The 22,857-nt window shown below is 69.8% G+C and carries 20 protein-coding genes and 1 pseudogene; 19 read left to right on the top strand and 2 right to left on the bottom strand.

From position 1 onward, the window contains the following. Positions 1-35: 35 nt before the first annotated feature. Complete coding sequence (locus PKE85_RS12215) at positions 36-5,528, bottom strand: glutamate synthase-related protein (RefSeq protein WP_271205036.1); 5,493 nt, start codon at positions 5,526-5,528, stop codon at positions 36-38. A gap of 353 nt (positions 5,529-5,881) precedes the next feature. Between PKE85_RS12215 and PKE85_RS12210 the strand changes: the two genes are divergently transcribed. From PKE85_RS12210 to PKE85_RS12125, 18 genes and pseudogenes are all read left to right on the top strand, one after another. After that, on the top strand, positions 5,882-6,331 hold the full coding sequence (locus PKE85_RS12210) for an RrF2 family transcriptional regulator (protein ID WP_271205035.1): 450 nt from the start codon (positions 5,882-5,884) through the stop codon (positions 6,329-6,331). Between the two features lie 87 nt (positions 6,332-6,418). Next, complete coding sequence (locus PKE85_RS12205; protein WP_271205034.1) at positions 6,419-6,991, top strand: carboxymuconolactone decarboxylase family protein; 573 nt, start codon at positions 6,419-6,421, stop codon at positions 6,989-6,991. A gap of 19 nt (positions 6,992-7,010) precedes the next feature. Further along, positions 7,011-8,087 (top strand): acyl-CoA dehydrogenase family protein, encoded by a 1,077-nt coding sequence (locus PKE85_RS12200; RefSeq protein WP_271205033.1) that lies wholly within the window; start codon positions 7,011-7,013, stop codon positions 8,085-8,087. Then, positions 8,084-8,851 carry an ABC transporter ATP-binding protein gene (locus PKE85_RS12195; protein WP_271205032.1) on the top strand — a complete coding sequence of 256 codons (768 nt, stop codon included), beginning with the start codon at positions 8,084-8,086 and terminating at the stop codon, positions 8,849-8,851. Before PKE85_RS12200 ends, PKE85_RS12195 begins: the two co-directional genes overlap by 4 nt. Before the next feature lie 13 nt (positions 8,852-8,864). Further along, positions 8,865-10,064, top strand: a complete 1,200-nt coding sequence (locus PKE85_RS12190; protein ID WP_271205031.1) for an ABC transporter substrate-binding protein — start codon at positions 8,865-8,867, stop codon at positions 10,062-10,064. Next, complete coding sequence (locus tag PKE85_RS12185; protein ID WP_271205030.1) at positions 10,061-10,849, top strand: ABC transporter permease; 789 nt, start codon at positions 10,061-10,063, stop codon at positions 10,847-10,849. Before PKE85_RS12190 ends, PKE85_RS12185 begins: the two co-directional genes overlap by 4 nt. A 287-nt stretch (positions 10,850-11,136) precedes the next feature. Beyond that, complete coding sequence (locus PKE85_RS12180) at positions 11,137-11,430, top strand: hypothetical protein (RefSeq protein WP_271205029.1); 294 nt, start codon at positions 11,137-11,139, stop codon at positions 11,428-11,430. Continuing rightward, the gene (locus tag PKE85_RS12175) at positions 11,427-11,828 is read left to right on the top strand and encodes a hypothetical protein (RefSeq protein ID WP_271205028.1); all 402 of its coding nucleotides are present in this window, start codon (positions 11,427-11,429) and stop codon (positions 11,826-11,828) included. Before PKE85_RS12180 ends, PKE85_RS12175 begins: the two co-directional genes overlap by 4 nt. Before the next feature lie 61 nt (positions 11,829-11,889). Further along, entirely contained in the window at positions 11,890-12,060 is a 171-nt protein-coding gene (locus tag PKE85_RS12170) for a hypothetical protein (RefSeq protein ID WP_271205027.1), read from the top strand. Continuing rightward, on the top strand, positions 12,060-13,487 hold the full coding sequence (locus tag PKE85_RS12165; protein ID WP_271205026.1) for an APC family permease: 1,428 nt from the start codon (positions 12,060-12,062) through the stop codon (positions 13,485-13,487). The genes PKE85_RS12170 and PKE85_RS12165 overlap by 1 nt, the downstream gene beginning before the upstream one ends. Positions 13,488-13,508: 21 nt before the next feature. Further along, positions 13,509-14,198: a hypothetical protein gene (locus PKE85_RS12160; protein WP_271205025.1), complete on the top strand. Its 690-nt coding sequence runs from the start codon at positions 13,509-13,511 to the stop codon at positions 14,196-14,198. Further along, positions 14,182-14,445 carry a hypothetical protein gene (locus tag PKE85_RS12155; protein WP_271205024.1) on the top strand — a complete coding sequence of 88 codons (264 nt, stop codon included), beginning with the start codon at positions 14,182-14,184 and terminating at the stop codon, positions 14,443-14,445. Before PKE85_RS12160 ends, PKE85_RS12155 begins: the two co-directional genes overlap by 17 nt. 271 nt (positions 14,446-14,716) lie before the next feature. Then, positions 14,717-16,339: pseudogene (locus tag PKE85_RS12150) on the top strand (trimethylamine N-oxide permease). Positions 16,340-16,412: 73 nt separating this feature from the next. Further along, the gene (locus PKE85_RS12145) at positions 16,413-17,015 is read left to right on the top strand and encodes a dimethylamine monooxygenase subunit DmmA family protein (protein WP_271205023.1); all 603 of its coding nucleotides are present in this window, start codon (positions 16,413-16,415) and stop codon (positions 17,013-17,015) included. After that, a complete protein-coding gene (locus PKE85_RS12140; RefSeq protein WP_271205022.1) occupies positions 17,012-17,974 on the top strand; it encodes a PDR/VanB family oxidoreductase in 963 nt (320 codons plus the stop codon). Before PKE85_RS12145 ends, PKE85_RS12140 begins: the two co-directional genes overlap by 4 nt. Before the next feature lie 62 nt (positions 17,975-18,036). Continuing rightward, the gene (locus PKE85_RS12135) at positions 18,037-19,083 is read left to right on the top strand and encodes a heme-dependent oxidative N-demethylase family protein (RefSeq protein WP_271205021.1); all 1,047 of its coding nucleotides are present in this window, start codon (positions 18,037-18,039) and stop codon (positions 19,081-19,083) included. Positions 19,084-19,210: 127 nt separating this feature from the next. Beyond that, entirely contained in the window at positions 19,211-20,350 is a 1,140-nt protein-coding gene (locus PKE85_RS12130) for an aminomethyl transferase family protein (RefSeq protein WP_271205020.1), read from the top strand. A gap of 151 nt (positions 20,351-20,501) precedes the next feature. Continuing rightward, positions 20,502-21,365, top strand: a complete 864-nt coding sequence (locus PKE85_RS12125; protein WP_271205019.1) for a TorF family putative porin — start codon at positions 20,502-20,504, stop codon at positions 21,363-21,365. Between the two features lie 207 nt (positions 21,366-21,572). On the opposite strand, the gene PKE85_RS12120 is transcribed toward PKE85_RS12125, so the two are convergent. After that, on the bottom strand, positions 21,573-22,097 hold the full coding sequence (locus tag PKE85_RS12120; protein WP_271205018.1) for a cupin domain-containing protein: 525 nt from the start codon (positions 22,095-22,097) through the stop codon (positions 21,573-21,575). 295 nt (positions 22,098-22,392) lie between these two features. Here PKE85_RS12120 and PKE85_RS12115 point away from each other — a divergent pair, with 295 nt between their 5' ends. Then, positions 22,393-22,596: a cold-shock protein gene (locus PKE85_RS12115; RefSeq protein WP_271205017.1), complete on the top strand. Its 204-nt coding sequence runs from the start codon at positions 22,393-22,395 to the stop codon at positions 22,594-22,596. Positions 22,597-22,857 lie beyond the last annotated feature (261 nt).

The raw sequence follows: 22,857 nt of genomic DNA, 5'->3' as shown, positions 1-22,857 counted from the left end.
GGCGACCGGATCGGCGAGGGGTTGGCGTTTCGGGCTCAGGCCCGACCGGCGAAGGCGGCGACGTCCCGCACCGAGGCGCGGGCGAACAGCTCCTCGTAGCTCGGCAGGCGCCCGAGCGCGGCGCGGTTCTTCGCGCTCTGCTGCAGGATCCAGCCATAGACGCCGGGGCTGTCCATGGAGAGCACGTTGCGCAGGCTCAGCGCCGCCCGGTAGTCGGACAGCCGCTTGTCCGCCACCAGCGCCGCGAGCTCCTCGTCGCCATAGGCGGACAGGGCCTCGCGGGCGTGGCGCTGGATTTTCTGCATCAGCGCGAAGTCCTCGGTCAGCAGCAGCTTGCGCACCGCGGCGGCGACCGCCGGATGGGCGACGTCGCCGACGCCCGGCAGCCGGGCGAGCGCCAGCTGCTGCGCCATGGCGAGCACCGCGTATTCGTTCAGCAGCCGCAGGCCCGCCTCGGCGCCCACGTCGCCCTCGGACGGGATCGCCCCGCCGGCCACCACGCGGCGGTCGCGATAGGCCAGCTTGAACTTGCGCACCTGCCAGGAGGCGGAGGCGAGGCTCAGCTCCTCCAGCAGGTCCTTGCGCGGCTTCGCCTTCAGGATGGCGTCCGCGTCCTGGTACTGCAGCAGCGCGGCGGGCAGGCCGTAGACGAAGTTGGAGCGCTCGGTCTCCCAGTTGTCCAGCAGCCAGCGGGCCTTGGGCGATCCGGTCTCCTCCAGGTGCCACTCCAGCATCAGCCGCACCGCGTCGGCGTGGAAGCCGGCGTCCGGCCCCGTGACCGGGAACAGCAGGATCGAGTCGTGGCTCGCCTTGGCGGGCAGGTCGCCATAGGGATCGTACTGGTAGACGAAGCCCCCGCTCATGCCGTTGCCGAAGCCCTTGCCGAAGGCCCCGAGGTTCAGCACCGCGCCGTTGGTCATGTATTCGCAGCAGAAGTCGCCGACGCCCTCCACCACCGCGGTGGCGCCGGAGTTGCGCACCGCGAAGCGGTCGCCGGCCTGGCCCCCGATGAAGGCGCGGCCGCCGGTGGCGCCGAACAGCGCGAAGTTGCCGACCAGCACGTTGCCCCCGGCCTCGTCCGAGCCGCCGCCCGGGCTCGTCACCGCGATCACGCCGCCGGACTGGCCCTTGCCGACGCCGTCGTTGCACACGCCCACATGGCGCATGGCCATGCCGTCGTTGCAGAACGCGCCGTAGGACTGGCCGGCCGAGCCCCAGGTGGAGACGGTGAGCGCGCCGGGGCGCAGGTAGCGCCGGCCGCGATCGTCCTCCAGCACCGCGGGAAGCGCGCGGGCGACTTCGGGCGCGAGCGTGTGGTTGAGCAGGCGCTCGATGTCGACGCCGAGCCGTCCGCCCACGCTCTTGTCCCGGTTGCCGATGCGGCGCCCGGCTTCGAGCGCGAGCTCGGCCCGACCCTCGGCGACGAAGGCCTGTTCGGCGGCGACGCTCCAGGCGTCGTCGAGCTCGTACTCGGCCTCCATGTAGACCGGCGCGTCGACGATGACCTCGTCCGCCGGGGTCAGCATGGCGCGCAGGTCGAGCCGGCCGACGCTCGCCGGATGGTCGAGCAGGTGCAGCAGGTCGGAGCGGCCCCGCGCCTCGCGCAGCGACCTGAGCCCGAGCACCGCGAGGATCTCCCGCGTCTCGTGGGCGATGTTCATCAGGTATTGGGCGAGCGCGCGCGGATCGCCGTCGAACAGTTCGGAGTTGGTGGTGAGGCCGGCCGGGCACTTGATGTTGCAGTTCTTGGCCATGACGCATTTCAGCATCATCAGCGCCGTGGTGCCGAACTCGAAGCTGTCGCCGCCGAGCAGCGCGGACTTCACCACGTCGCTCGCGGTCTGGTGCGCGCCGGAGCAGCGCAGCGTCACCTTCTGGCGCAGGCCGTTGGCGGCGAGGGCCTGATGCACCTCCGCGACGCCGATCTCCGCCGCGCGGCCGGTGTACTTCAGGCTGGTGACGGCGGCGGCGCCGGTGCCGCCGGTGGCGCCCGCGATGTTGATCACGTCCGCGCCGGCCTTGGCCACGCCGACCGCGATGACGCCGACGCCTTCGGAGGACACCAGCTTCACGATCACCCGCACCCGCGCCGCCTTGCAGTCGTGGATGAGCTGGGCGAGATCCTCAATCGAATAGGTGTCGTGGTGCGGCGGCGGCGAGACCAGCTCCACCCCCGGCGTGCCGCCGCGGGCGGCCGCGATCTCCACCGTCACCTTGGCGGCGGGAAGCTGGCCGCCCTCGCCGGGCTTGGCGCCCTGCCCGATCTTGATCTCCAGCTCCTCCAGCATCGGATCGGCCAGATAGCCGGCCCAGACGCCGAAGCGGCCCGAGGCGAGCTGCTTGATGCGCGACGCCCGGATGGTGCCGTAGCGCGACATGTGCTCGCCGCCCTCGCCGGAGTTCGACAGGCCGCCGACCATGTTGGTGCCGTGCGCGACCGCCTCGTGAGCGGGCGCGTTCAGCGCGCCGTGGCTCATGGCGCCGGAGGTGAGCAGGGCCGTGATCTCGTGCGCGGGCTGCACCTCCTCCAGCTCCACGCTGTCCGGCGCGGCCTGCAGCAGCGACAGCCAGGCCAGCGCCTCGCCCTTCGCCTTGAGCGCGAGCCGCCCGCCCTCGACCCAGTGGCCGAGGATGTCGGCCTTGAACCGCTGCACCAGCGACTGGCCGAGCGCGGTCAGGCGCCCCGGATCGGCGCCGAGCGGCCCGGTGAGGTCGAGCCGGAACTCGTCCGCCCCGACCCGCTCCGGGGTCAGGCCGCGGGCGAGGACGCTCACATTGCCGAAGCGGGCGAAGCGGCCGAGCTCGCGGCGGAAATCGTCCGCGTGGGTCAGGAAGGTGACGTCCGCCGGCATGGCCAGCACGTCGCGGAGCGCGGCCGGGCGGCGCATGCGCTCCTCCGCCATCATGCGGCTGAAGGCGCGATAGCCGGGCGTGATGCGGAAGGCGTCGATTTCCTGCGGGCTGCGGCGCTCGAAGCTGGTGCGCTTGTAGGCCTCCTCGTCGAGGCCGAAGGCGTCGGCGAGCCGCGTCAGCGGCAGCAGGCGCAGCGCGTCCGCATCCGACCCGGCGTCCGGCGCCTCGAAGGCGATCGGCTCCTCGGTCATGTCCACGAAGCCGCGCACGGCGGCGACGCCGAAGGAGTGGCCCGCGCCTTCCGCGCGCTCCTTGAACAGGCCGAGCAGCGGGATGTCGTCCTCGCCGCGCACGTCGAGCGCCTTCCGGTGCCAGTCGGCCGCCGCCTGGGCGATGACCTCGAAGGTCACGCCGCCGACCGGCGTCTTCACGTTGGGGAACCAGCGCTTCAGCGGGCCGTCGTTGGTGTCGAGGAAGTTGGGCTCGAAGAACTCGCCGCCGATGTAGCTCTCGGCGGTGCAGAGGCCGACCTTGCCCATGGTCTTCATCAGCGACTTCTCCGCCGCCTTTGCGAAGCGCTTGAAGGCCTTGTCGGCGTCGGCGCCGTACTTCTCCTCGGCCCGGAACTGGACGCCGAGCGGATAGACCGCCGACGCCCCGAAGCCGAGCGCGGTCGCCACATGGTGCGAGGAGGCGATCTGCCCGCTCTCCGCGATCAGCGACACCCGGAGCCGCAGCCCCTGCTCGATCAGGCGCTGGTTCACCGCCGAGATCACGATGATCAGCGGCAGCGCCGCGCGGTCGCGCGCCACGTGCCGGTCGGTCAGCACCGCGACGCCGCCCTTCTCGCGCGCGAAGGCCTCGACCTGATCGCACACCGCCTCGACCGCCGCCTCGATGGCGCGGGCGGCGCCGGCCGGGTCGCCGAACACGGGGACGTAGAGGATGTCGAACCGCTGCTTCGGCGTGGCGCCCTGCTCGCGGATCTTCAGCATGTCGAGATGGCTGAGCACCGGCGAGCGGATCACGATCTGCGGCGCCGAGGGCGCGCCGATGTTGGGCTTGGCGCCCAGCGCCACCCGCAGCGTCATGCCGTCCGCTTCGCGCAAGCTGTCCAGCGGCGGGTTGGTCACCTGCGCGAAGCGCTGGGAGAAATACTTGGCGACGCCGCCTTCCTGATCGGAGAGCGCGTTGATGGCGAGGCCGTAGCCCATGGCCGCGATCTTCTCGGACCCGGTCTGCAGCATCGGGTCCATCAGGAACTTGAAGCTTTCCTGATTGTGCGAATAGGCGACGTAGCGCTGGTGGCGCTCCAGATCGCCGTTGTAGCGCAGCGGCGACCCCTGAGCCTCCGCCGGGATGTCCGGCAGGGCCTCCAGCGTGACGCGGGCGGCGTCCAGCAGGGTCTTGTAGTCGCGGGCGCCGGCGAGCTTCTCCAGCGCGTCGGCCGTGCCGTAGGACCGCGCCTCGCGGTGGTCCCAGTACAGCATGCCGCCGGCCTCGATGCGGCCGCGGCGCAGGACCGTCTCGGCCGGAAAGCGGATCTGCCCCGCCTCCGACATGACGCACAGGTACTCCGCCGTCTCCACCGAGCGCAGCGGGCGCAGGCCAAGCCGGTCGAGGCGCGCGCCGATGATCTCGCCGTCGCCGAAGACGAGGGCCGCCGGGCCGTCGTTCTTCTCCTCGTAGAGCGAGAAATACTCGAACATCGCCCGCACCTGGGGGGAGAGCGTCGCGTCGTTCTCCCAGGCCGGCGGCATCATGGAGACCACCGCGGTCACGAGGTCGAGCCCGTCCTCCATCACCCGGCTCTGCAACGTCTGGTCGAGGCGGCAGGAGTCCGACTGGCCTTCCGGCGACACGATGCGGCCGTTGCGGGCTCGGGCGATCGCGGCCTCCGACAGGCGGTTCTTCTTGTCGGTGTTGAGCTCGCCGTTGTGCGCCATCAGCCGGAACGGCTGGGCCATGGAGGTGCGCGGGTCGGTGTTGGTGGAGAACCGCGTGTGGAAGAACAGGGTGTGGACCGCGTGGGCCGGGTCCGTCAGGTCGCGGAAGTAGGGCAGCACCTCGTTGGAGTTCAGCCGGCCCTTCAGCACCTGGGTGCGGGCCGAGAACGACAGCGGATAGAAGCCCTTCAGCGCGGGATCGGAATAGGCGTCGGCCTCGATCGCCAGCAGCGCGCGGTTGATGGCGCGGTCGAAGGCGGCGAGGTCCGGGGCGCCGTCCGGCGCGGCGAACACCCACTGGCGGATCGGAAGCTGGCGGCGCACCGCGGCGGGCCGCAGCACGCTCGGGTCGACCGGCACGTCGCGCGTGAGCAGCACGGCCATGCCCTCGTCGGCGAGCGCCGCCGCGATGATGCGGCCGGCGCGCTCGTGCTCGGCGGGATCGCGCGGCAAAAACACGTTGCCCACGCCGAAGCGGCCGGGCGTCAGGTCGGCGCGGCCGGTGAGGCTGCGGAAGAAGCCGAGCGAAAGGTCCACGGACACGCCGGCGCCGTCGCCCACGCCCTCCGCCGACATGCCGCCGCGATGGGGCACGGCGCAGAGCGCTTCATGGGCCTTCGCCAGCACGTCGTGGGTCTGGACGCCGTCCTTGCGGGTGATGAAGCCGACGCCGCAGCTCGAACGTTCTTCGGCGTCGTCGAAAAGACGGTAAGTCTCGGCAGCGGACAACGGCGTCGGACCTGAATTCGCGAGGGGCCAAGACCCGGCGGACTCACTGTTTTTAACGCTTAAAAACGGTCAAAGCTCCGGGACAGAAGGGTCGCTTAGCGCCATCGCCGCCGATGTTCAATATAGACTCTCAACATTGAACTTTGAACAATTTCAAGAACTACGCCTGCGCCTTGAAGATCAGGCTCCGACGCCGCGGGGGAAGCGGACGTCATCGCGCATCGCATGGCCGCCCGGCGTCGGCTCGGCGCCTTGACCATAAAATCTATTCAATCTATGTAATTAAAAAATCGCGCACCGCTCGGGGCCGTCGATTCCTGACGCCCCGCGCCCCTCGCCGGCCCGAGTTCCGCATGCTGACGAAGAAAGCCAAATACGGCCTCAAGGCCATGATCGACCTGGCCTCGCTGCCGCCGGGCCGCTCGACTTTCGTGGCCGAGATCGCGGAGCGCAACGGCATCCCCAAGAAGTTTCTCGACGCGATCCTCGGCGACCTGCGCAACGCCGGACTGCTCTCCAGCAAGAAGGGACGTCTCGGCGGTTACATGCTGGCCCGCCCCTCCGACGAGATCAGCGTGGGCGAGATCGTGCGCACGCTCGACGGGCCGCTGGCGCCCCTGCCCTGCGCCAGCCGCTCGGCCTATGCGCCGTGTCAGGACTGCGAGGACATCACGCGCTGCGAGGTGCGGATGATGATGCTCGACGTGCGGGAGGCGATCGCCGACGTTCTGGACCACCGCACGTTGACGGAAATGCGGGATCTGGGCGGCGACGGCATGGCGAGCTTCGTCTACCAGATTTGACGTCCAGCGCCGGAACGCCATCCTTCCTCCGCTGAGGCGCGGCCTTCGACTGCGGCCTCAACCACCAGAGCATGAAAGGGCCCGCTCATGTCCCGTCTCCCGCTCCGCGCCGTCGACGACGCTCCCGAAGCCGCGAAGCCGTTCCTGACCGCGGCGGAGAAGGCCAACGGCTTCCTGCCGAACCTGCTTCGGGTGCTGGCTAACGCGCCGGTGGCGCTTGAGACCTATCTCACCGTGGGCGGGCTGAACGGCCGGGCGTCGCTGCCGCTCGCCGAGCGCGAGGTGGTGCAGCTCACCGCCGCCGCCACCCATGGCTGCGGCTTCTGCGTCGCCGGACATACGGCGGTGGCGTTCAAGAAGGCCGGACTCGACGAGGCCAGGGTGGACGCGCTACGCGCGCTGCGGCCCACCGGCGACGCCCGCTTCGACGCGGTGCAGACCTTCACCAGCGCCGTGATCGCCACCCGCGGCCGGGTGTCGGACGCGGAGCTCGCGGCGTTCAAGGCGGCCGGCTTCGACGACCAGGCGGCGCTGGAGGTGGTGCTGGGCGTCAGCCTCGCCACGCTCTGCAACTTCGCCAACAATCTCGGCCAGCCGCCGCTGAACCCCCAGCTTGAGGCCTACCGCTGGGACGGGCCGCAGGCTGCGGCCGCGGAATGACGGCGCGCGCCTGACCGCCATGGCCCTCTCCCCCATCCTCGCCGGCTGGCTCGATGCGTCCGCCGCCGGCCTCGACGCCGGCGCCGTCGCGCCGTCGGAGCTGCTGCCGCGCCTCGCCGCAGCGGACCTGTTCCGCATCGGCGCGCCCGCGTCGCTCGGCGGCGCCGGCGGCGGAACCTTCGACGTGGTGGAGACGATCGCCGCCGTGTCCGAGCGCTCGCTCGCGGCGGGCTTCGTGTTCTGGGGCCATCGCGCCTATGTGGAGTATCTGCTCCAGAGCCCGAACGCCGCCCTGCGCGACCGCCTGCTGCCGGACCTGTTCGCTGGCCGCGTCGCCGGCGCCACCGGCCTGTCCAACGCCATGAAGTTCCTCGCCGGACTGGAGGAGCTTCAGGTCTCCGCCCGCGCCGAGGGCGGCCGCTTGCGGCTGGACGGCAAGCTGCCCTGGGTGACCAATCTCCGGGCCGAGGGCTTCCATGTGGCGGCTGCGGTTTCGGGCCCGGACGGGCGCCCGTTCGTGGCTTCCGTCGCCCATGACCGGGCCGGCGTGATCCGGTCGCCCGATCTCGACCTGATGGCGCTGCGCTCCACCAGCACGGCGGCGCTGCGCTTCGAGGACGTGAACGTCGGCCCCGACGAGGTGATCGCGCCCGACGCGCTGGACTGGTGCCCGAAGGTGCGCCCGGCCTTTCTCGGCTTCCAGATCGGGATGTCCATCGGCCTCGCCCGTCGGTCGCTCGCCGAGGCGCGCTCAGCCGCCGGCGCGGGGCGCCACGCGCTCGGGACCGAACTGGACGCGACCGCCGAGCGGCTTCAGGCGGGAACGGACGCCCTGCGCAAGGGTCTCGCCGAGGGCGCCTTCGTGGCCCGCCCCGCCGAGCTGTTCCGCATCCGCATCGCGCTGGCGGAGGCCGCCAACGACGCGGTCGGGCTCGAACTGCAGGCGAGCGGCGGCAAGTGCTATCTCGCCGGCCCCGGCGAGGGCTTCGCCCGGCGCTGGCGCGAGGCGGCGTTCCTGCCGGTGATCACCCCGAGCCTTGTCCAGCTCAAGGCCGCGCTCGCCGCGCAGGGCGAGCCCACAGGGCGCGCCGCATGAGCCAGCCCGCGCTGGAGGCGAAGAACGTCGCCATCCGCTATCCGGGCGCCGCCGCCCCGGTGCTGCGCGGCTTCGACCTCAGCGTCGCCCCCGGCGAGGTGGTGGCGGTGCTCGGCCCGAGCGGGGTCGGCAAGTCCAGCCTGCTGCGGGTGCTGGCCGGCCTGCAGCCGCCGAGCGAGGGCCATGTGGCGGCCGGCGGCGTGACGCTCAACGCCCCCCACCCCCGCGTCGCCATGGCGTTCCAGGACCCGAGCCTGCTGCCCTGGCTGTCGCTGGAGGACAACGTGGCCTTCGGGCTCGACTTCAAACGCCAGCCCCGGCGCGCCCGCGCCGAGCGGCAGGCGCTGGTGGACGCGGCCATCGCCGAGGTCGGGCTCGACGCCGCGCGGCGGCTGAAGCCGGCGGCGCTCTCCGGCGGCATGGCCCAGCGCGCGGCGCTCGCCCGCTGCCTCGCCCGCCGGCCCGACGCGCTGCTGCTGGACGAGCCGTTCGGCGCGCTGGACGAGGTGACCCGCGCCGGCATGCAGCGCCTGCTGCTGAAGATCGTGGCCGACCACGGAACCGCCGCGGTGCTGATCACCCACGACATCGACGAAGCGCTTGGCCTCGCGGACCGGGTGGTCCTGCTCGGGGGCCGGCCGGCGCAGGCCATCGGCGTCTGGACCGTCGCCCTCGCCCACCCCCGGGACGACGCCCTCGCCGAACTGGGCGCGCTGCGCCTCGACATCCTCACGGCGCTGCGCGCCGCCCTCCGCCCGCACTGATAAGGCCCCCGCCATGCCGACCGACGATTTCGTGTTCTCCCGCCGCGACGCGGTGAAGCTCGCCGGCCTGTTCACCGCCGCTGGCGCCGCGCCGCTGCTGCGGGCCGCGGAGGCCCGGGCGCAAGCCGCGGGCGCGGACCAGCCGGTGCGGATCGGCTATCTCCCCATCACCGACGCCACGCCGCTGCTGGTGGCCCACGGCAAGGGCTTCTTCGACCGGGAGGGCCTGAAGGCCGAGAAACCGGTGCTGTTCCGAAGCTGGGCCCAGATCGTGGAGGCCTTCATCTCCGGCCAGGTCAACGTGGTGCATCTGCTGTCGCCCATCACCATCTGGGCGCGCTACGGCTCCAAGGCGCCGGCCAAGGTGGTGGCCTGGAACCACACCGGCGGCTCGGGGCTCACCGTCGGTCCGGATGTCACCGACGTGAAGCAGCTCGGCGGCAAGACGGTGGCGGTGCCGTTCTGGTACTCGATCCACAACGTGGTGCTGCAGGCGCTGCTGAAGGAGAACGGCCTCACCCCCGTCACCAAGAAGACCGGCGCTCCCGGTCCGAACGAGGTGCAGCTCGTGATCATGGCGCCGTCCGACATGGTGCCGGCCCTCGCCGCCAAACAGATAGCCGGCTACATCGTGGCCGAGCCGTTCAACGCCGCGGCGGAGGCGCTCGGCGTCGGCAAGGTGCTGCGCTTCACCGGCGACGTGTGGAAGGACCACGCCTGCTGCGTGGTGTTCATGCAGGAGCGCGATCTCGCCGAGCGGCCGGAGTGGTCGCAGAAGGTGGTCAACGCCATGGTGAAGGCGCAGCTCTGGACCCGCGACAACCGGGCGGAGACCGCAGCCCTACTGTCCAAGGACGGCGACAACCGCTACACCCCCCACGCCAAGGCGGTGCTGGAGAAGGTGCTGGCGCCGGCGGAGAGCGACGCCGCGGCCTATGCGGCCTCCGGCGCCATCCGCAACCCGGACTGGCGCGAGCGCCGCATCGACTTCCAGCCCTACCCGTTCCCGAGCTACACCGAGGAGCTGGTGCGCCGGCTGAAGGACACCGCGATCGAGGGCGACAACCGCTTCCTCGCCGATCTCGACCCCGCCTTCGCGGCCCGGGACCTGGTGGACGACAGCTTCGTGCGCAAGGCGGTGCTGGAGGCCGGCGGCCTGACCGCCTTCGGCCTGCCGGAAGGCTTCACTCGCACGGAAACCATCTCGGCGTGAGTCCCGGGCCGTCCGTCTCCGGGGCGCGCGGACGCGCCGCGGGCCACGCGGCGCTGGGCCTCGCGGGGCTTGGCGCGCTGGTGGCGCTGTGGTGGGTCGCGACCGATGTCGTCCCGGCGCCGGGCTCCTTTGCGCGCCTGTTCGCGCCGGGCCCCACCTTCGCAAGCCTCGCCGAGCTGGTTCAGGGCCGCGACCTGCCGCTGCATGTGTGGACCAGCCTCAGGCGGATCGCGATCGGGCTGATCGCGGCGCTCGCGGTGGGCGTGCCGCTCGGCCTCGCCATCGGCGCGAGCCCGAAGCTCGAGGCCGCGACCACGCCGGCGTTCCAGTTCCTGCGCATGATCTCGCCGCTGTCCTTCATGCCGATCGCGGTGATGGCCTTCGGCGTAGGCGACGCGCCGATCCATTTCCTGCTGTTCTTCGCCGCCGTGTGGCCGATCCTGCTCAACACCGCGGCCGGCGTGCGCCAGCTCGACCGGCGCTGGCTGCTGCTGGCGGAGAGCCTCGCCGCCACGCGGTTCGAGACCCTGCGCCGGGTGATCCTGCCCGGCGTCGCCGCCCATGTGCTGACGGGCCTGCGCCTCGCCATCGGCGTGTCGTGGATCGTGCTGGTGCCGTGCGAGATGCTGGGCGTCTCCGCCGGCCTCGGCTACTTCATCCTCGACACCCGCGACCGGCTCGCCTACCCGGAACTGATGGCGACGGTGGTCGTGATCGGCGTGATCGGCTTCCTGCTCGACGCCGCCGCCCGCGCCGCCCACAGCCGCTTCGCGCCGGGGCGGTGAGGCGGCGGCGGGAGCCTCGAGTCTTCAGATCGCGGATGCGCCATGACCAGGCTTGGGCATGACGGGGTTCCGGGTTTCCTGTTTCGCCAACGTTCCGTGGGGTTCGACACTTTCGTCGCATTGGCCCCTCTCCTGGCCCGCAACCTATGGCAGAATGTCGCACCGCTCCGTCGAATTGACGCGACGCACAAGAACTAGGCGATTGACGATCCAAATTTAGGCATTCAGATTTCCTTCCAATACTAAAAATATCTTCGCAAGAAACCGCGAAGGGGGAGGAGATCGGCATGGCGGAACAGGATCCCCGCGTACACAGCATGTTCCAGAAGGATTGCGGCTGCGCGCTTCTCGCGGTCGCGTCCGTCTGGGCGATCTACGCCTTCACCTACTGGATGATGGCCCCGGCCTTCGCCGCCGTGGGCGTCCAGTGGCTGATGGCGCTGCTCGGCCTCGTGGTGCTGCTGCTGAACGCGGCGGCCGTGGCGGCGCTGCTGCGCCATTACCGCGACGACAAGGCGGCGATCTACGGCACCGACATCTATTACCTCGACCAGCTCGCGGCTGAGCGGAGGGCGCCATGAGCCGCCCGCCCTACGAACCGCCGGCGCAGTCCCTGACGGGACAGATCGTCGACGCCCTGCTCGTGCTGGCGATGGTGGTGGTCACGCTCTACCTGCCGCTGCTGCTGAAGCTGTCGGGCGCCGGCGTCACCAAGGCCGTGCAGGCCGCGCCCACCTGGGAGTCGCTCGGCCAGAACGCGGTGATGGCGGCGCAGTGGGAGAAGCTCGGCTTCGACCCCGCCAAGGCCGCGGAGATCATCGGCTCCCGCTTCGACTACAGCTTCTCCTGGGGCGCGCTGGCGCTCACCGCCCTCGTCATCGTCGGCTACTTCGTCGTGATGCTGCGCTGGTCGGACAGGGAGTACCGCGACGTGATCGCCGAACGCTTCGGCGACGATCGACCGCCGCGCCGCCGCTAGAGGCGAGGCCGGGCCCGCCCGCCCTGATCCCATAACCCGCAGCCCTTCGAGGACATGCGCCATGATCGCGTTTCTGAACCTTGGCGCATGGGCGGTCTCGGCCGCGCTCGCGCTCTGGATGCTGATCGACCTCGTGCGGACCAACCGGTCCTACAGCGAGGACTACCTGACCTCCTCCGCCGAAGGCGACATCATCGACGCCGAGACCGGCGAGACCGCGGCGAGGCAGTGATGACCGACATCACCCCGCAGAACCTCGCCGGCGTCGCCGCCCCCGCGGCCGAACCCGTCGCCCGCCGCGTCGCCCTGAAGCGCGTGCTCGGCCCCGCCCATGTCTGGGGGCTGGGCGTCGGCATCGTGCTGGTGGGCGAGTTCATGGGCTGGAACTTCGCGGTCGGAAAGGGCGGCGCCATCGCGGCCCTCACCGCCTGCTGGCTCGCCGGCATCCTCTACACCTGCGTGGCGATGATCGATTCCGAGATCACCTCCACCGTCGCCGCCGCCGGCGGGCAGTACGCCCAGGCCAAGCACATCATCGGTCCGCTCGCCGCCTTCAACGTCGGGCTCTACCTCGTCATGGCCTACACCATGCTGGAGGTGTCGAACGCCATCGTCACCGGCGACCTGATCGAGGCCTTCACCCACAACATGGGGCTCGTGGGCGAGGTGGACAAACGCGCCTTCATGGTGCTGACGATCGTGTTCCTGGCCTGGCTCAACTACCGGGGCGTGCTGGCCACGCTGACGCTGAACCTCGTCATCACCGCCATCGCCTTCGCGGCGATCGTGACGCTGTTCCTCTATGTGCGCCCCTGGGCGCCGGGCGAAACGCTGAAGCACGGCGACCTGCTCACCGGCCTGCCCTACGGCGGGCTCGGCATTCTCGCCGCCATGCATTTCGGCCTGTGGTTCTACCTCGGCATCGAGGGCACCACCCAGGCGGCGGAGGAGGTGCGCTCGCCCGCCCGCGCCCTGCCGCTCGGCACCCTGACCGGCGTGATGACGCTGCTGATCGCCGCCACCATCACCTGGTACGTGGGCACGGGCCTGATGCCGTGGGAGTATCTCGGACAGGCGGTCACGCCGCTCTACGACGCGGCCCGGCTCACCGGCAGCGCGCCGCTGGAGGTGTTCCTGTTCTTCGGCACGCTGTTCGCCACCATCGCCTCCGCCAACGGCTGCATCAACGACGCCTCCCGCGCTTGGTTCGCCATGGGCCGCGACCGCTACATGCCGGTGTGGTTCGGCGCGGTGCATCCCCGCTATCACACGCCGTTCCGCTCCATCGTGTTCTTCGTGCCGATCGCCATCCTGTTCGCGGTGTCGACCCCGCTGGACCAGACCATCACGCTGTCGATCCTGTCCGGCCTGCTCGGCTACACGCTGATGGCGCTGAGCGTGGTGATCTTCCGCCGCAAATGGCCGCTCGGGACCATCGACCGCGGCTATGTGCACCCGCTGCATCCCCTGCCGGCGATCCTGCTGCTGGCGCTGTGCGCGGTGACCTATGTGGCGGTGTTCCTCGGCTATGGCTCGCAGCTGCTGGCGATGATGGCCTTCTTCATCGTGGCGTCGCTGTGGTTCGCCCTGCACCGCTACAAATACGTCCGGCGCGGCGACCAGTTCACCATGCGCTGGCCGAAGCCCAACGGCTACTGAGCGCCGCGGGGGATGGCGCCCATGGCCGCGCTCCTGCTCGTCGCCGCCTGCGGCCTGACGGCCGCCGGCGGCGCGATCCTGCTGCTGAGGGCCGCCCAGCGCCGGGCGGCCCTTCAGCACGCGTTCCTGGCCGAAGGCGTGGCGCTGCTGGAGGGCGGGCGCATCGCGCCGACCCCGAGCGGCTACGGCGTCTTGCGCGGGCGCTGGCGCAGCCACGAGGCGGCGCTGACGCCGATCGCCGAGGCGCTCGCCTTTCGCCGCCTGCCCCAGCTCTGGATCGTCGTGACGCTCAAGGCCGACGCCGGCCTCGACGCCGCCTTCGAGGCCCTGCGCCGTCCGACCGGGGCGGAGTTCTTCGCCGCCGGCGGCGGCCTGCCCCGCGCCTTCGCGCCGCCGCCGGACTGGCCGCAGGACACCGCGCTCCGGGGCGAGCCCGAAGCGGAGAGCGCCCTGCCCCGCATCGCCGAGGCGCTGGCCCCGACGCTGGCCGAACCCCGCTGCAAGGCTCTGCTCGCGGGGCCGAGCGGCGTCCGCCTCGTCTGGCAGGCGGCGCAGGGGCGGCGGGGGGCCTATCTGCTGTTCCGGGACCTGCGGTTCGACATGGAGCGCCTGCCGGCCGGCGAAATCGAAGCGTTGCTCGACAGGGCTCTCGGCGTCGCCGGCGCCATCCGCGCCGCCAGCGCCGGAGGCGACCATGCGCAGGCCGCCTGACCCCCGCCTCGTCCTGCTGGCCGCGGCGCTCGCGCCGGGGGCCGGCCATGTCCTCATCGGCCGCGCCGGGCGGGGCCTCGGCTTCGCCTTCTTCACGCTGCTGCTCGGCTGGCTATCCACCAGGATCGCGCCCGAAGACGCCTCCTTTCTGGGCCGGCACGCCGCCGGCGCCTTCGTCTGGGCGCTGTCCCTGCCCGACGCGTACCGCGCCGCGGCGCTGGACCGCCGGGACGCGCTCCGGCGGTGACGCCGCGACGTCCCGCCGCAGATGGCGCCTACTTTTTCCTCACGGGAAAAACTTTTGACATCGACGTTAAAGCCTGCATGATCCGTGGCGCAGGCCGGACGGAGACGCCCGGCGGAGCGTCTTCGGAACGGCGGCCAAACACGCCGGCCAAAGGCGGACGGACCTGAAAAGCAGTTGAAAAAAGAGCAGCCGCCGGGGCGGTCCGCAAACCGGCGTGACGAGGAAACGCCGGGACGCGCGCGCGCCCGTGGGTGATGAAACGGGGACGAGCATGAGCATAGCAGCCACGGGAGGCGCGGCCGCGGACAGCGGCCAGCAGCTTCATCGCAGCATTTCCTGGACCGGCGCCTTCTGGGTCGCGAGCGGCGTGCCGCCGCTGGTCCTGTTCTCCATCGGCGGCATCGCCGGCACCACCGGCACGCCCGCCTTCGCCATCTGGACGGCCTCCATGCTGATGGGCCTGCTCCAGTCCTTCGTCTACGCCGAGATCGCCGGCCTGTTCCCGAACAAGTCCGGCGGCGCCTCCATCTACGGCGCGGCGGCCTGGGTGCGCTACGCCAAGCCGATCGCGCCGCTGTCGGTGTGGTGCAACTGGTTCGCCTGGACGCCGGTGCTGTCGCTCGGCTGCTCCATCGCGGCGGCCTAAATCCTGAACGCCATCGCGCCGGACACGACCTCCGTCCTGCGCACCTGGACGCTCGCCTCCGGCACGCTTGGCCCGGTGTCGTTCTCGCTGAACTCCGCCTTCTTCATCGGCGCGGCGCTGATGCTCGGCACCTTCGCGGTCCAGCATCGCGGCATCCTCTCCACCGCGCGGGTGCAGAAGTACATCGGCCTGCTGGTCATCATCCCGCTCGCCATCGTCGGCGTCGCGCCGCTGCTGCAGCACGGCGTGAACTGGTCGAACTTCTCGCCCTTCGTGCCGCTGGCCGAAGCCTACAAGCCGGAGCCCGGCGCCTGGAACATCCCGGGCTGGACGCTGGTGCTCGGCGGCATGTTCATCGCCGCCTGGTCGACCTACGGCTTCGAGACCGCGATCTGCTACACGCGCGAGTTCAAGAACCCGAAGACCGACACCTTCAAGGCGATCTTCTATTCGGGCCTGCTCTGCACCGCGATCTTCGTGATCGTGCCCTTCACCTTCCAGAGCGAGCTCGGCCTCACCGGCATGCTCGAGACCCCGATCGTGGACGGCTCGGGCGTGGCGGCGGCGCTCGCCCACATGGTCGGCGGCGGCCCCATCGTCGAGAACGCGCTGGTCATGCTCATGATCCTCGCGCTGATGCTGTGCCTGATGACGGCCATGGCCGGCTCGTCGCGCACCCTCTACCAGGGCTCGGTGGACGGCTGGCTGCCGCGCTACCTCAGCCATGTGAACGACCACGGCGCGCCCACCGCCGCCATGTGGACCGACCTCGGCGTCAACCTGGTGCTGCTCGCAATCGCCTGCGCCGACGCCACGTCGTTCTTCTTCATCCTGGCGGTGTCGAACTGCGGCTACATCATCTTCAACTTCCTGAACCTGAACTCGGGCTGGATCCACCGCATCGACAACGGCCACATCGAGCGGCCCTTCCGGGCGCCCACCTTCATCATCGCGCTCGGCGGCGTGTTCGCCTTCGTCAACGCGGTGTTCATGGGCGCCGGCGCGAAGGTCTGGAACCCGATGGCGCTGTGGGCGGGCCTCATCACCGCGGCCCTGATCATCCCGGTGTTCTTCTACCGCCACTACGTGCAGGACAAGGGCCACTTCCCGGCCCAGATGCTCGAAGATCTGAAGGTGGGCGGAACCGGCGCGCTGAAGGCCGACCGCAAGGCGGGCATGCTGCCCTACCTCACGCTCGCCGCCGGCGTCGCCACGGTGCTGATCGCCAACGCCATCTTCCACTTCTGACGACGATCGCCCTGGCGCGGAGCTTGCCTCCGCGCCAGGGCACGACCTGAAGCAGCCGGAGACCTTGCCTGAGATGTTGGCCGCGACCATCAAGAGCAGACCGATCTACGAGGGCCTGAGGCTGGACGGGAGGGCGAAGCGCCACCTCGTCGCGGCGGAAGGCGAAGGCGCGCTCGCCGTGCTGGACATGCTCGCGGGCGAGGACGCGGCGCTCGCCCGCGCCACCCTGCTCTACGCGCCCGGCGGCTCGGCGGGACAGGAGCATGGCGCCAAACTCGCCGCGCTCCGCCCCGACGGCTTCCACCCGCTGCCGACGCAGCCCACCCTGCTGAACCGGCTGGAGGTCATCCTCCAGACCGCCACCATGGGCACGCGCATCTACGTGGCCGGAACCGAAGGCTTCATCGGCAAGGTGGTCGCCCTCGCCCAGGCCCACGGCGTCGATCCGCAGTCGGTGCGCACCGAGCACCGCGGCTCGCTCGCCCGGCGCGTCCAGTGCGTCCACTGCAAGGGCATGACCGAGAACGTCACCGCCTCCCCCTTCGTCTGCTCGCATTGCGGGCTCAACCTGTTCGTGCGCGACCACTATTCGCGCCGTCTTGGAGCCTTCCAGGGCGTCTGCGTGGACGCCGAGGTTCCAGGCGAGATTCCCCCGGCTGAGGAGCTGTTCCGATGAGCGGCGGCATCGAGATTCCCGTGCGCGTGGTCGAGATCGAGCAGGCGACCGCGACTGTGAAACGGTTCCGGTTCGCGCCCGTCTCGGGCGAGCCGCTGCCGCCGTTCTCCTCCGGCGCCCATGTGGTGGTGCTGATGCCGGCGGCGGACCGCACCATCCGCAACGCCTATTCGCTGATCGACCGGGCCGAGGACGGCTCCAGCTACCGCATCGGCGTGCTGCGCACGCCCCAGTCCCGGGGCGGCTCGGCCTTCATGCACGAGCAGGTCACGGTCGGAACCGAGCTGAAGATCACCATGCCGGTGAACCTGTTCCCGCTGGTCCACGCCGGGCGCAAGCACCTGCTGATCGCCGGCGGCATCGGCATCACGCCGATCTTCGCCATGGCGGAAGAGCTGAGGCGCACCGACGCGTCCTACGAAATCCATTACGCCATGCGCAACACGTCGAGCGGCGCCTTCGTGGACGAACTGCGCGCCCGCCACGGCGACAAGCTCAAGCTCTACCGCGACGATTTCCAGGAAACGCTCGCGGTGGACGCCATCCTGCCCAACCAGCCGCTCGGCGCGCATCTCTATGTCTGCGGCCCGGCGGGCATGATCGAGGCGATCCTCGAAGGCGGGCGCGAGGCCGGGTGGCCCGAGGAGAACCTTCATTCCGAGCGCTTCCAGGCGCCGCCGACCGGCGAGCCGTTCTCGGTGCGGCTCGCGAAGGCCGGCATCGCCTGCGAGGTCCGCGGCGACCAGAGCCTGCTGGAGGCGCTGGAGCAGGCCGGAGTCGACGCGCCGTTCCTGTGCCGCGGCGGCGCCTGCGGCCAGTGCGAGGCGGCGGTGATCGAGGCGGACGGCGAACTCGTCCACAACGACCATTACCTCACCGAGGCCGACCGGGCGTCCGGCGCCAAGATCATGCTCTGCGTCTCGCGCCTCAAGGGCCGCGAGCTGGTTCTGGACCTTTGACCGCGCCCCTTCTGTCCCGGCCCCGGCCTTTCAGAATTGCCCCGAATTGAACGGAAACGCCCATGACCATCCAGTTCAAGCAGGAAACCTTCCGCGACGACTTCACCTTCTCGAACAGCCCGGAGGCGATCCGTCGCTTTCCGTTCCCGTTCGACAAGGACGAGTACATGTATGCGGTGAACATCGAGCAGCACATGCCGGGGCCGGTGAAGTCCCCGTTCGAGTTCCCGATCGACATCGACGAGCATTACGTCTCCGAGATGCGCGACCGGGCGCTGGTGCTGAAGGAGGACCCGCTGCGCTGCCAGTCCCTGCCGCACATGATCACGGCGGAGTGGGACCTGCTGGAGCTCCTGATGGAGTCCATGGCGAAGAACTATCCGGAGCACTTCACCCTGACCCGTGACGGCGACCGCTGGCATTGGATCAACCGGCCGCTCGGGATCGACCAGGCCTTCACCTTCGGCGACGTCTCCACCCTGCCGCAGCCGCCGATGGAGTACGTGACCCGCCAGTGCCAGGGCGACTTCGCGCTGCTGGACCAGCGGCTCGACAATCTCTGGATGGACGCCGGGATGATCACCACCCAGGCGGACTGGTCGCTCGACTTCGACATCGGCATGAACTTCATGGAATGGCACGCGCCGGTGCCGCTGGCCCATGACATGGGCATCTTCGAGCGGGCGCTGAAGTTCCTGCTGAACCTGCAGCAGGGCCGTCCCGTGCGCCGGCTCAACTGGACGATGACCGTCAATCCGCGGCTCGACACCAGCCCGGAGAACTACCACAAGTGGGGCGCGGACCGGACCACGGTCACCCCCGAGAACGTGGGCGACAAGGTGCATCTGCGCGTGGAGCTCCAGGCGCTGTGGCGCCTGCCGCGCTCCAACGCCATCGTATTCTCGATCCGCGCCTACATGATCAAGATGAACGAGCTCGTCACCATCCCCAAATGGGGCCGGCGCCTGCACCGCGTGCTGCGCGACCTGAAGCCGGAGCTCGCGGACTACAAGGGCCTGACGCGCTACCGCGCCGACACCGTCGCCTATCTCGCGAAACACGACGACGGCGCGCCGACCTCGCCGGGCTTCTTCCCCGATCCCGAATGACGGCCGGCGGCCTCCACGGGCCGCCGCTTCCGCCGGACATGACGTTTCGGGCGGCCCGGACGGACCGCCCGCGGGCCGTCGCGCCCATCGCCCACCCCCTTCCGTGCCCACATGAGGAAACGCCGCAATGGCCACCACCGCCGACGACTTCCCCCGCAAGAACGCGCTGTTCTCCCGCCACCGGGCGCTCGGCTCCGCGCTCGACAGCGACTGGAACGGCATGCCGATCCCGCAGAACTACGACAGCGACCCCTATGAAGAGACGACGATCGTCCGCTCCAGGGCCGGCCTGTTCGACGTCTCGGGCCTGCGCATGGTCAACGTCTCCGGACCGGATGTGGTGAAGGTCCTCAACCACATGCTGACCTCCGACGTGGACACGCTGAAGCCGGGCCAGTCCGCGATCTCCAACATCGTGGACGAGAACGGCGCGCTGATCGACGACGTGCTGGTCTATCGCGACGGGCCGACCGAATTCCGCCTCAGCCACGGCGGCGGATCGCTGGAGGACGTCATCGGCGGCTTCTTCGAGGGCGCGGACGCGACCTGGGCCAAGGACGACGACGTTCACATCCTGTCGCTGCAGGGTCCGCTGGCGCTGGACGCGCTCGCCCCGCACACGCCGTTCGACCTGCCGAAGCTGAAGTACTTCGAGCACGCGCCGACCGAGCTGTTCGGCAAAAAGGTCTCGCTCGCCCGCGGCGGCTACTCCGCGGAGCGGGGCTACGAGGTGTTCTGCTCGGCCGCGGACGCTCCGTTCCTGTGGGACGCGATCCTGGAGGCGGGCAAGCCGTTCGGCGTCGTCCCCGCGTCCTGGTCCTGCCTGGACATCGTGCGGGTGGAGGGCGCGCTGCTGTTCTTCCCGTTCGACATGCCCCAGGGCGACACCACGCCGTGGGAGGTGGGCGCCGACTGGACGATCGACATGTCCAAGCCCGACTTCCACGGAAAAGCCGCACTTGCTGAAAAAAAAGGCAAGGAGCGCGTCGCACAGGTGGGCATTGAAATCGACGCCCATGAGGCGATCGAGCCGGGCGCCAGAATCGTCAAGGACGGAAAAGACGTCGGCTCAGTCAACAGCACGACGTACAGCCGACATCTGATGAAGTCGATCGGGCTTGCTCATGTGGAGCCCTCGCTCAAGGGCATCGGAACAGCGTTCGACGTGGTTTCTTCAGCCGGAACATTTTCGGCGCATGTGGTCCGCACGCCGTTTTACGATCCGCACCGCCTGAGGACGCACCCGCTGGACGAGCGCACGTCATAATTTCGTCACCCTGAAACAACAGCTGTGGCGCAAAAGCATCAATCGTCCAAATGGCGTGCGTCGCACAAAAATCAGGCTCGACTTCAGGCGGCCGCTCGTCGATTTTGACTAGCAACCGCCTGACGTTTCACGGGAATCGGGGAATTAAGAGATGATGAAGTTTTCGGGTATCGCAGTTGGTACGCTGATTTGCGCCACTGGTCTTTCGGTTGCCGGCGCCGCGTCCGCCGCGGACCTGGCGGCTCCTGAGGCGGCCATTATCGAGACGGCGCCTTCGCCGATCGACGTCGCCTTCGGCGTGAAGTTCACCTCGGAGTACGTCTTCCGCGGCGTTCAGCAGGCCGACAAGGGTCCGGCGGTGCAGGGCTACGCCGAAGTTCAGGCGTTCGACTGGATCTACGCCGGCGTGTGGGCCTCCAGCGTCAAGTTCCCCCAGGGCTACGGCTTCTCCGACCCGGCGGCTGAGATCGACGTCTACGGCGGCCTGCGTCACACCTGGGACGCCATCACCATCGACATCGGCGGCCTGTACTACTGGTACCCGGGCGAAGCCAACCTCGCCTTCGTCGGCGGCGTGCCGATCAAGCCCGCCCACACCGACTACTGGGAAATCTACGCCAAGCCGTCCTACGCCTTCGGCGACCTGGGCAGCATCGGCGCCACCGTGTTCTGGACCGCCGACTGGGTGAACAGCGGCGCCGACGCCACCTACGCCTCGGTGGTCGGCAAGCTGAACGTGCCGTACGAGATCTATCCGGAAATCGGCATGTACGTGTCGGGCGAGTTCGGCAAGCAGTGGGCCGGCAAGACCGACGGCGGCTTCAACCTGCCGAACTACCTGACCTGGAACGCCGGCATCGGCTTCACCTACAAGGCGATCACGGTCGACTTCCGCTACTCCGACAGCGACCTGTCCAAGCGCGAGTGCGCCGGCTTCTCCGGCGTCAGCACCTGGTGCGGCGATCGCTACATGGTCGGCGTCTCCTTCGACACCGCCCTGTCCAAGCTGAAGTGATCCCGGTCCGCCTTTCGGGCGGATCACAAGGTCAAACGGGAAACCCCGCGCCGGTGGCGCGGGGTTTTTCGTTTGGCGACACGCTGGGGCGCTGATCCGACGGGGGCTGATCCGACGCGCATCGCTTTCCATGGAGCGACGCGCGCCCGTTCGCCCGGCCTGCGCGGCCCCGCCGCCCCAGAGGGCCCCGCAGCCCGGCGCGGCCGCTCAGGCCGCCCACAACCGCCGCAGGCCGCCTTCCGCGCCGAACACGGGATCGGTGGCGGGTCGGGGCGCGGCCGCGATCCTGTCCCGCGCCGCGTCATTGCCGTCCGCGCCGCGCAGCTCGTCGTAGGGCTGGTCCGGCGGATAGGCCCCGACCAGGAGGACGTCCGCGCTCGCCGATTCGCGGCGATGGCCGACGCCCGGCGGCAGCACGGCCACGTCGCCCGCCGCAAGACGCACCACCCTGCCGCCTTCTCCGCCCAGCCGCACCTCGGCCCAGCCCGACGCCACGGCGAGGGCCTCCGAAGTCGCGGAGTGGTAGTGATCGTAAGGGTACATCCCGCCACGCCAGCAGCCGCCCCAACCGTTCGCTCCGAACAGCGCCTCGGCCGCGATCGCGGCGTCCTCGCCGTCGGCGGCGACCGCCGCGCGATAGATCAGCGCCGGCCAGCGGGGGTGGTTGGGGATCACCCCGTCATCGACGAAAGTAAGAGCCTCCGTCACCGGCTCGTCATCTGCTGACTTCAAGCCCTTGGTCTCCTTGGAAGGGTGCGCCGCGGCATCTCCTTGAACGATTCCACCGCGTTCAAGTTCCAGCGCCGGGGGGCTTCCGAAGCTCCCAACCCGGCTTGACGAGACCCGGCGCATATGCGCCATTGTCGCGTCAGCAATCAGATGTTTGGACGCTTTGTCTGGCTTGCATGCGGCGCCCGCGCCGAAAGCTACTGCCTCTACGACACGAGCCAAATTCGGATTGCGCACGATCGGCGTCCGCCGGGCGCCGGTTTTTTGCGCACAAGCGCTTGCTCATGTGGAGGCGATCATGCCGAGCGGCACCGTCAAGTTCTTCAACACCCAGAAGGGTTATGGCTTCATCCAGCCGGACGACGGCTCGAAGGATGTGTTCGTGCACATCTCCGACGTCGAGCGTTCCGGCCTGCACACCCTCGTCGAAGGCCAGAAGGTCGGCTTCGAAGTGGTGATGGAGCGTGGCAAGACCAAGGCTGCGAACCTGCGCGCCGAGTGATCCGAACGGGCCCTCGCGGGTCTCTCGATCGATGAAAATGAAAACGGGGCGCTGAACAGCGCCCCGTTTTTTATGCTTTTGCGAGGCTGCGCCGCCTTGAGCGCTGCGGCGGGCGAGCGGCTTCAGAACGCCCCGATGACGATGGCGCCGATGACCGCGACCGCGGCGGCCAGCGCCATCATGTCAAAGTTTTTCACAACGCCCATATGGGGTTCTCCTCATTCCACTCCCATATAAACTCTATTCTTTTTCTATACAATG

The sequence above is a fragment of the Methylopila jiangsuensis genome (assembly GCF_027922305.1).
Taxonomy (GTDB): Bacteria; Pseudomonadota; Alphaproteobacteria; order Rhizobiales; family Methylopilaceae; genus Methylopila; species Methylopila jiangsuensis.
Note: the sequence above shows the minus strand (reverse complement) of the source record. Positions and strands in the feature narration are given on the sequence as shown.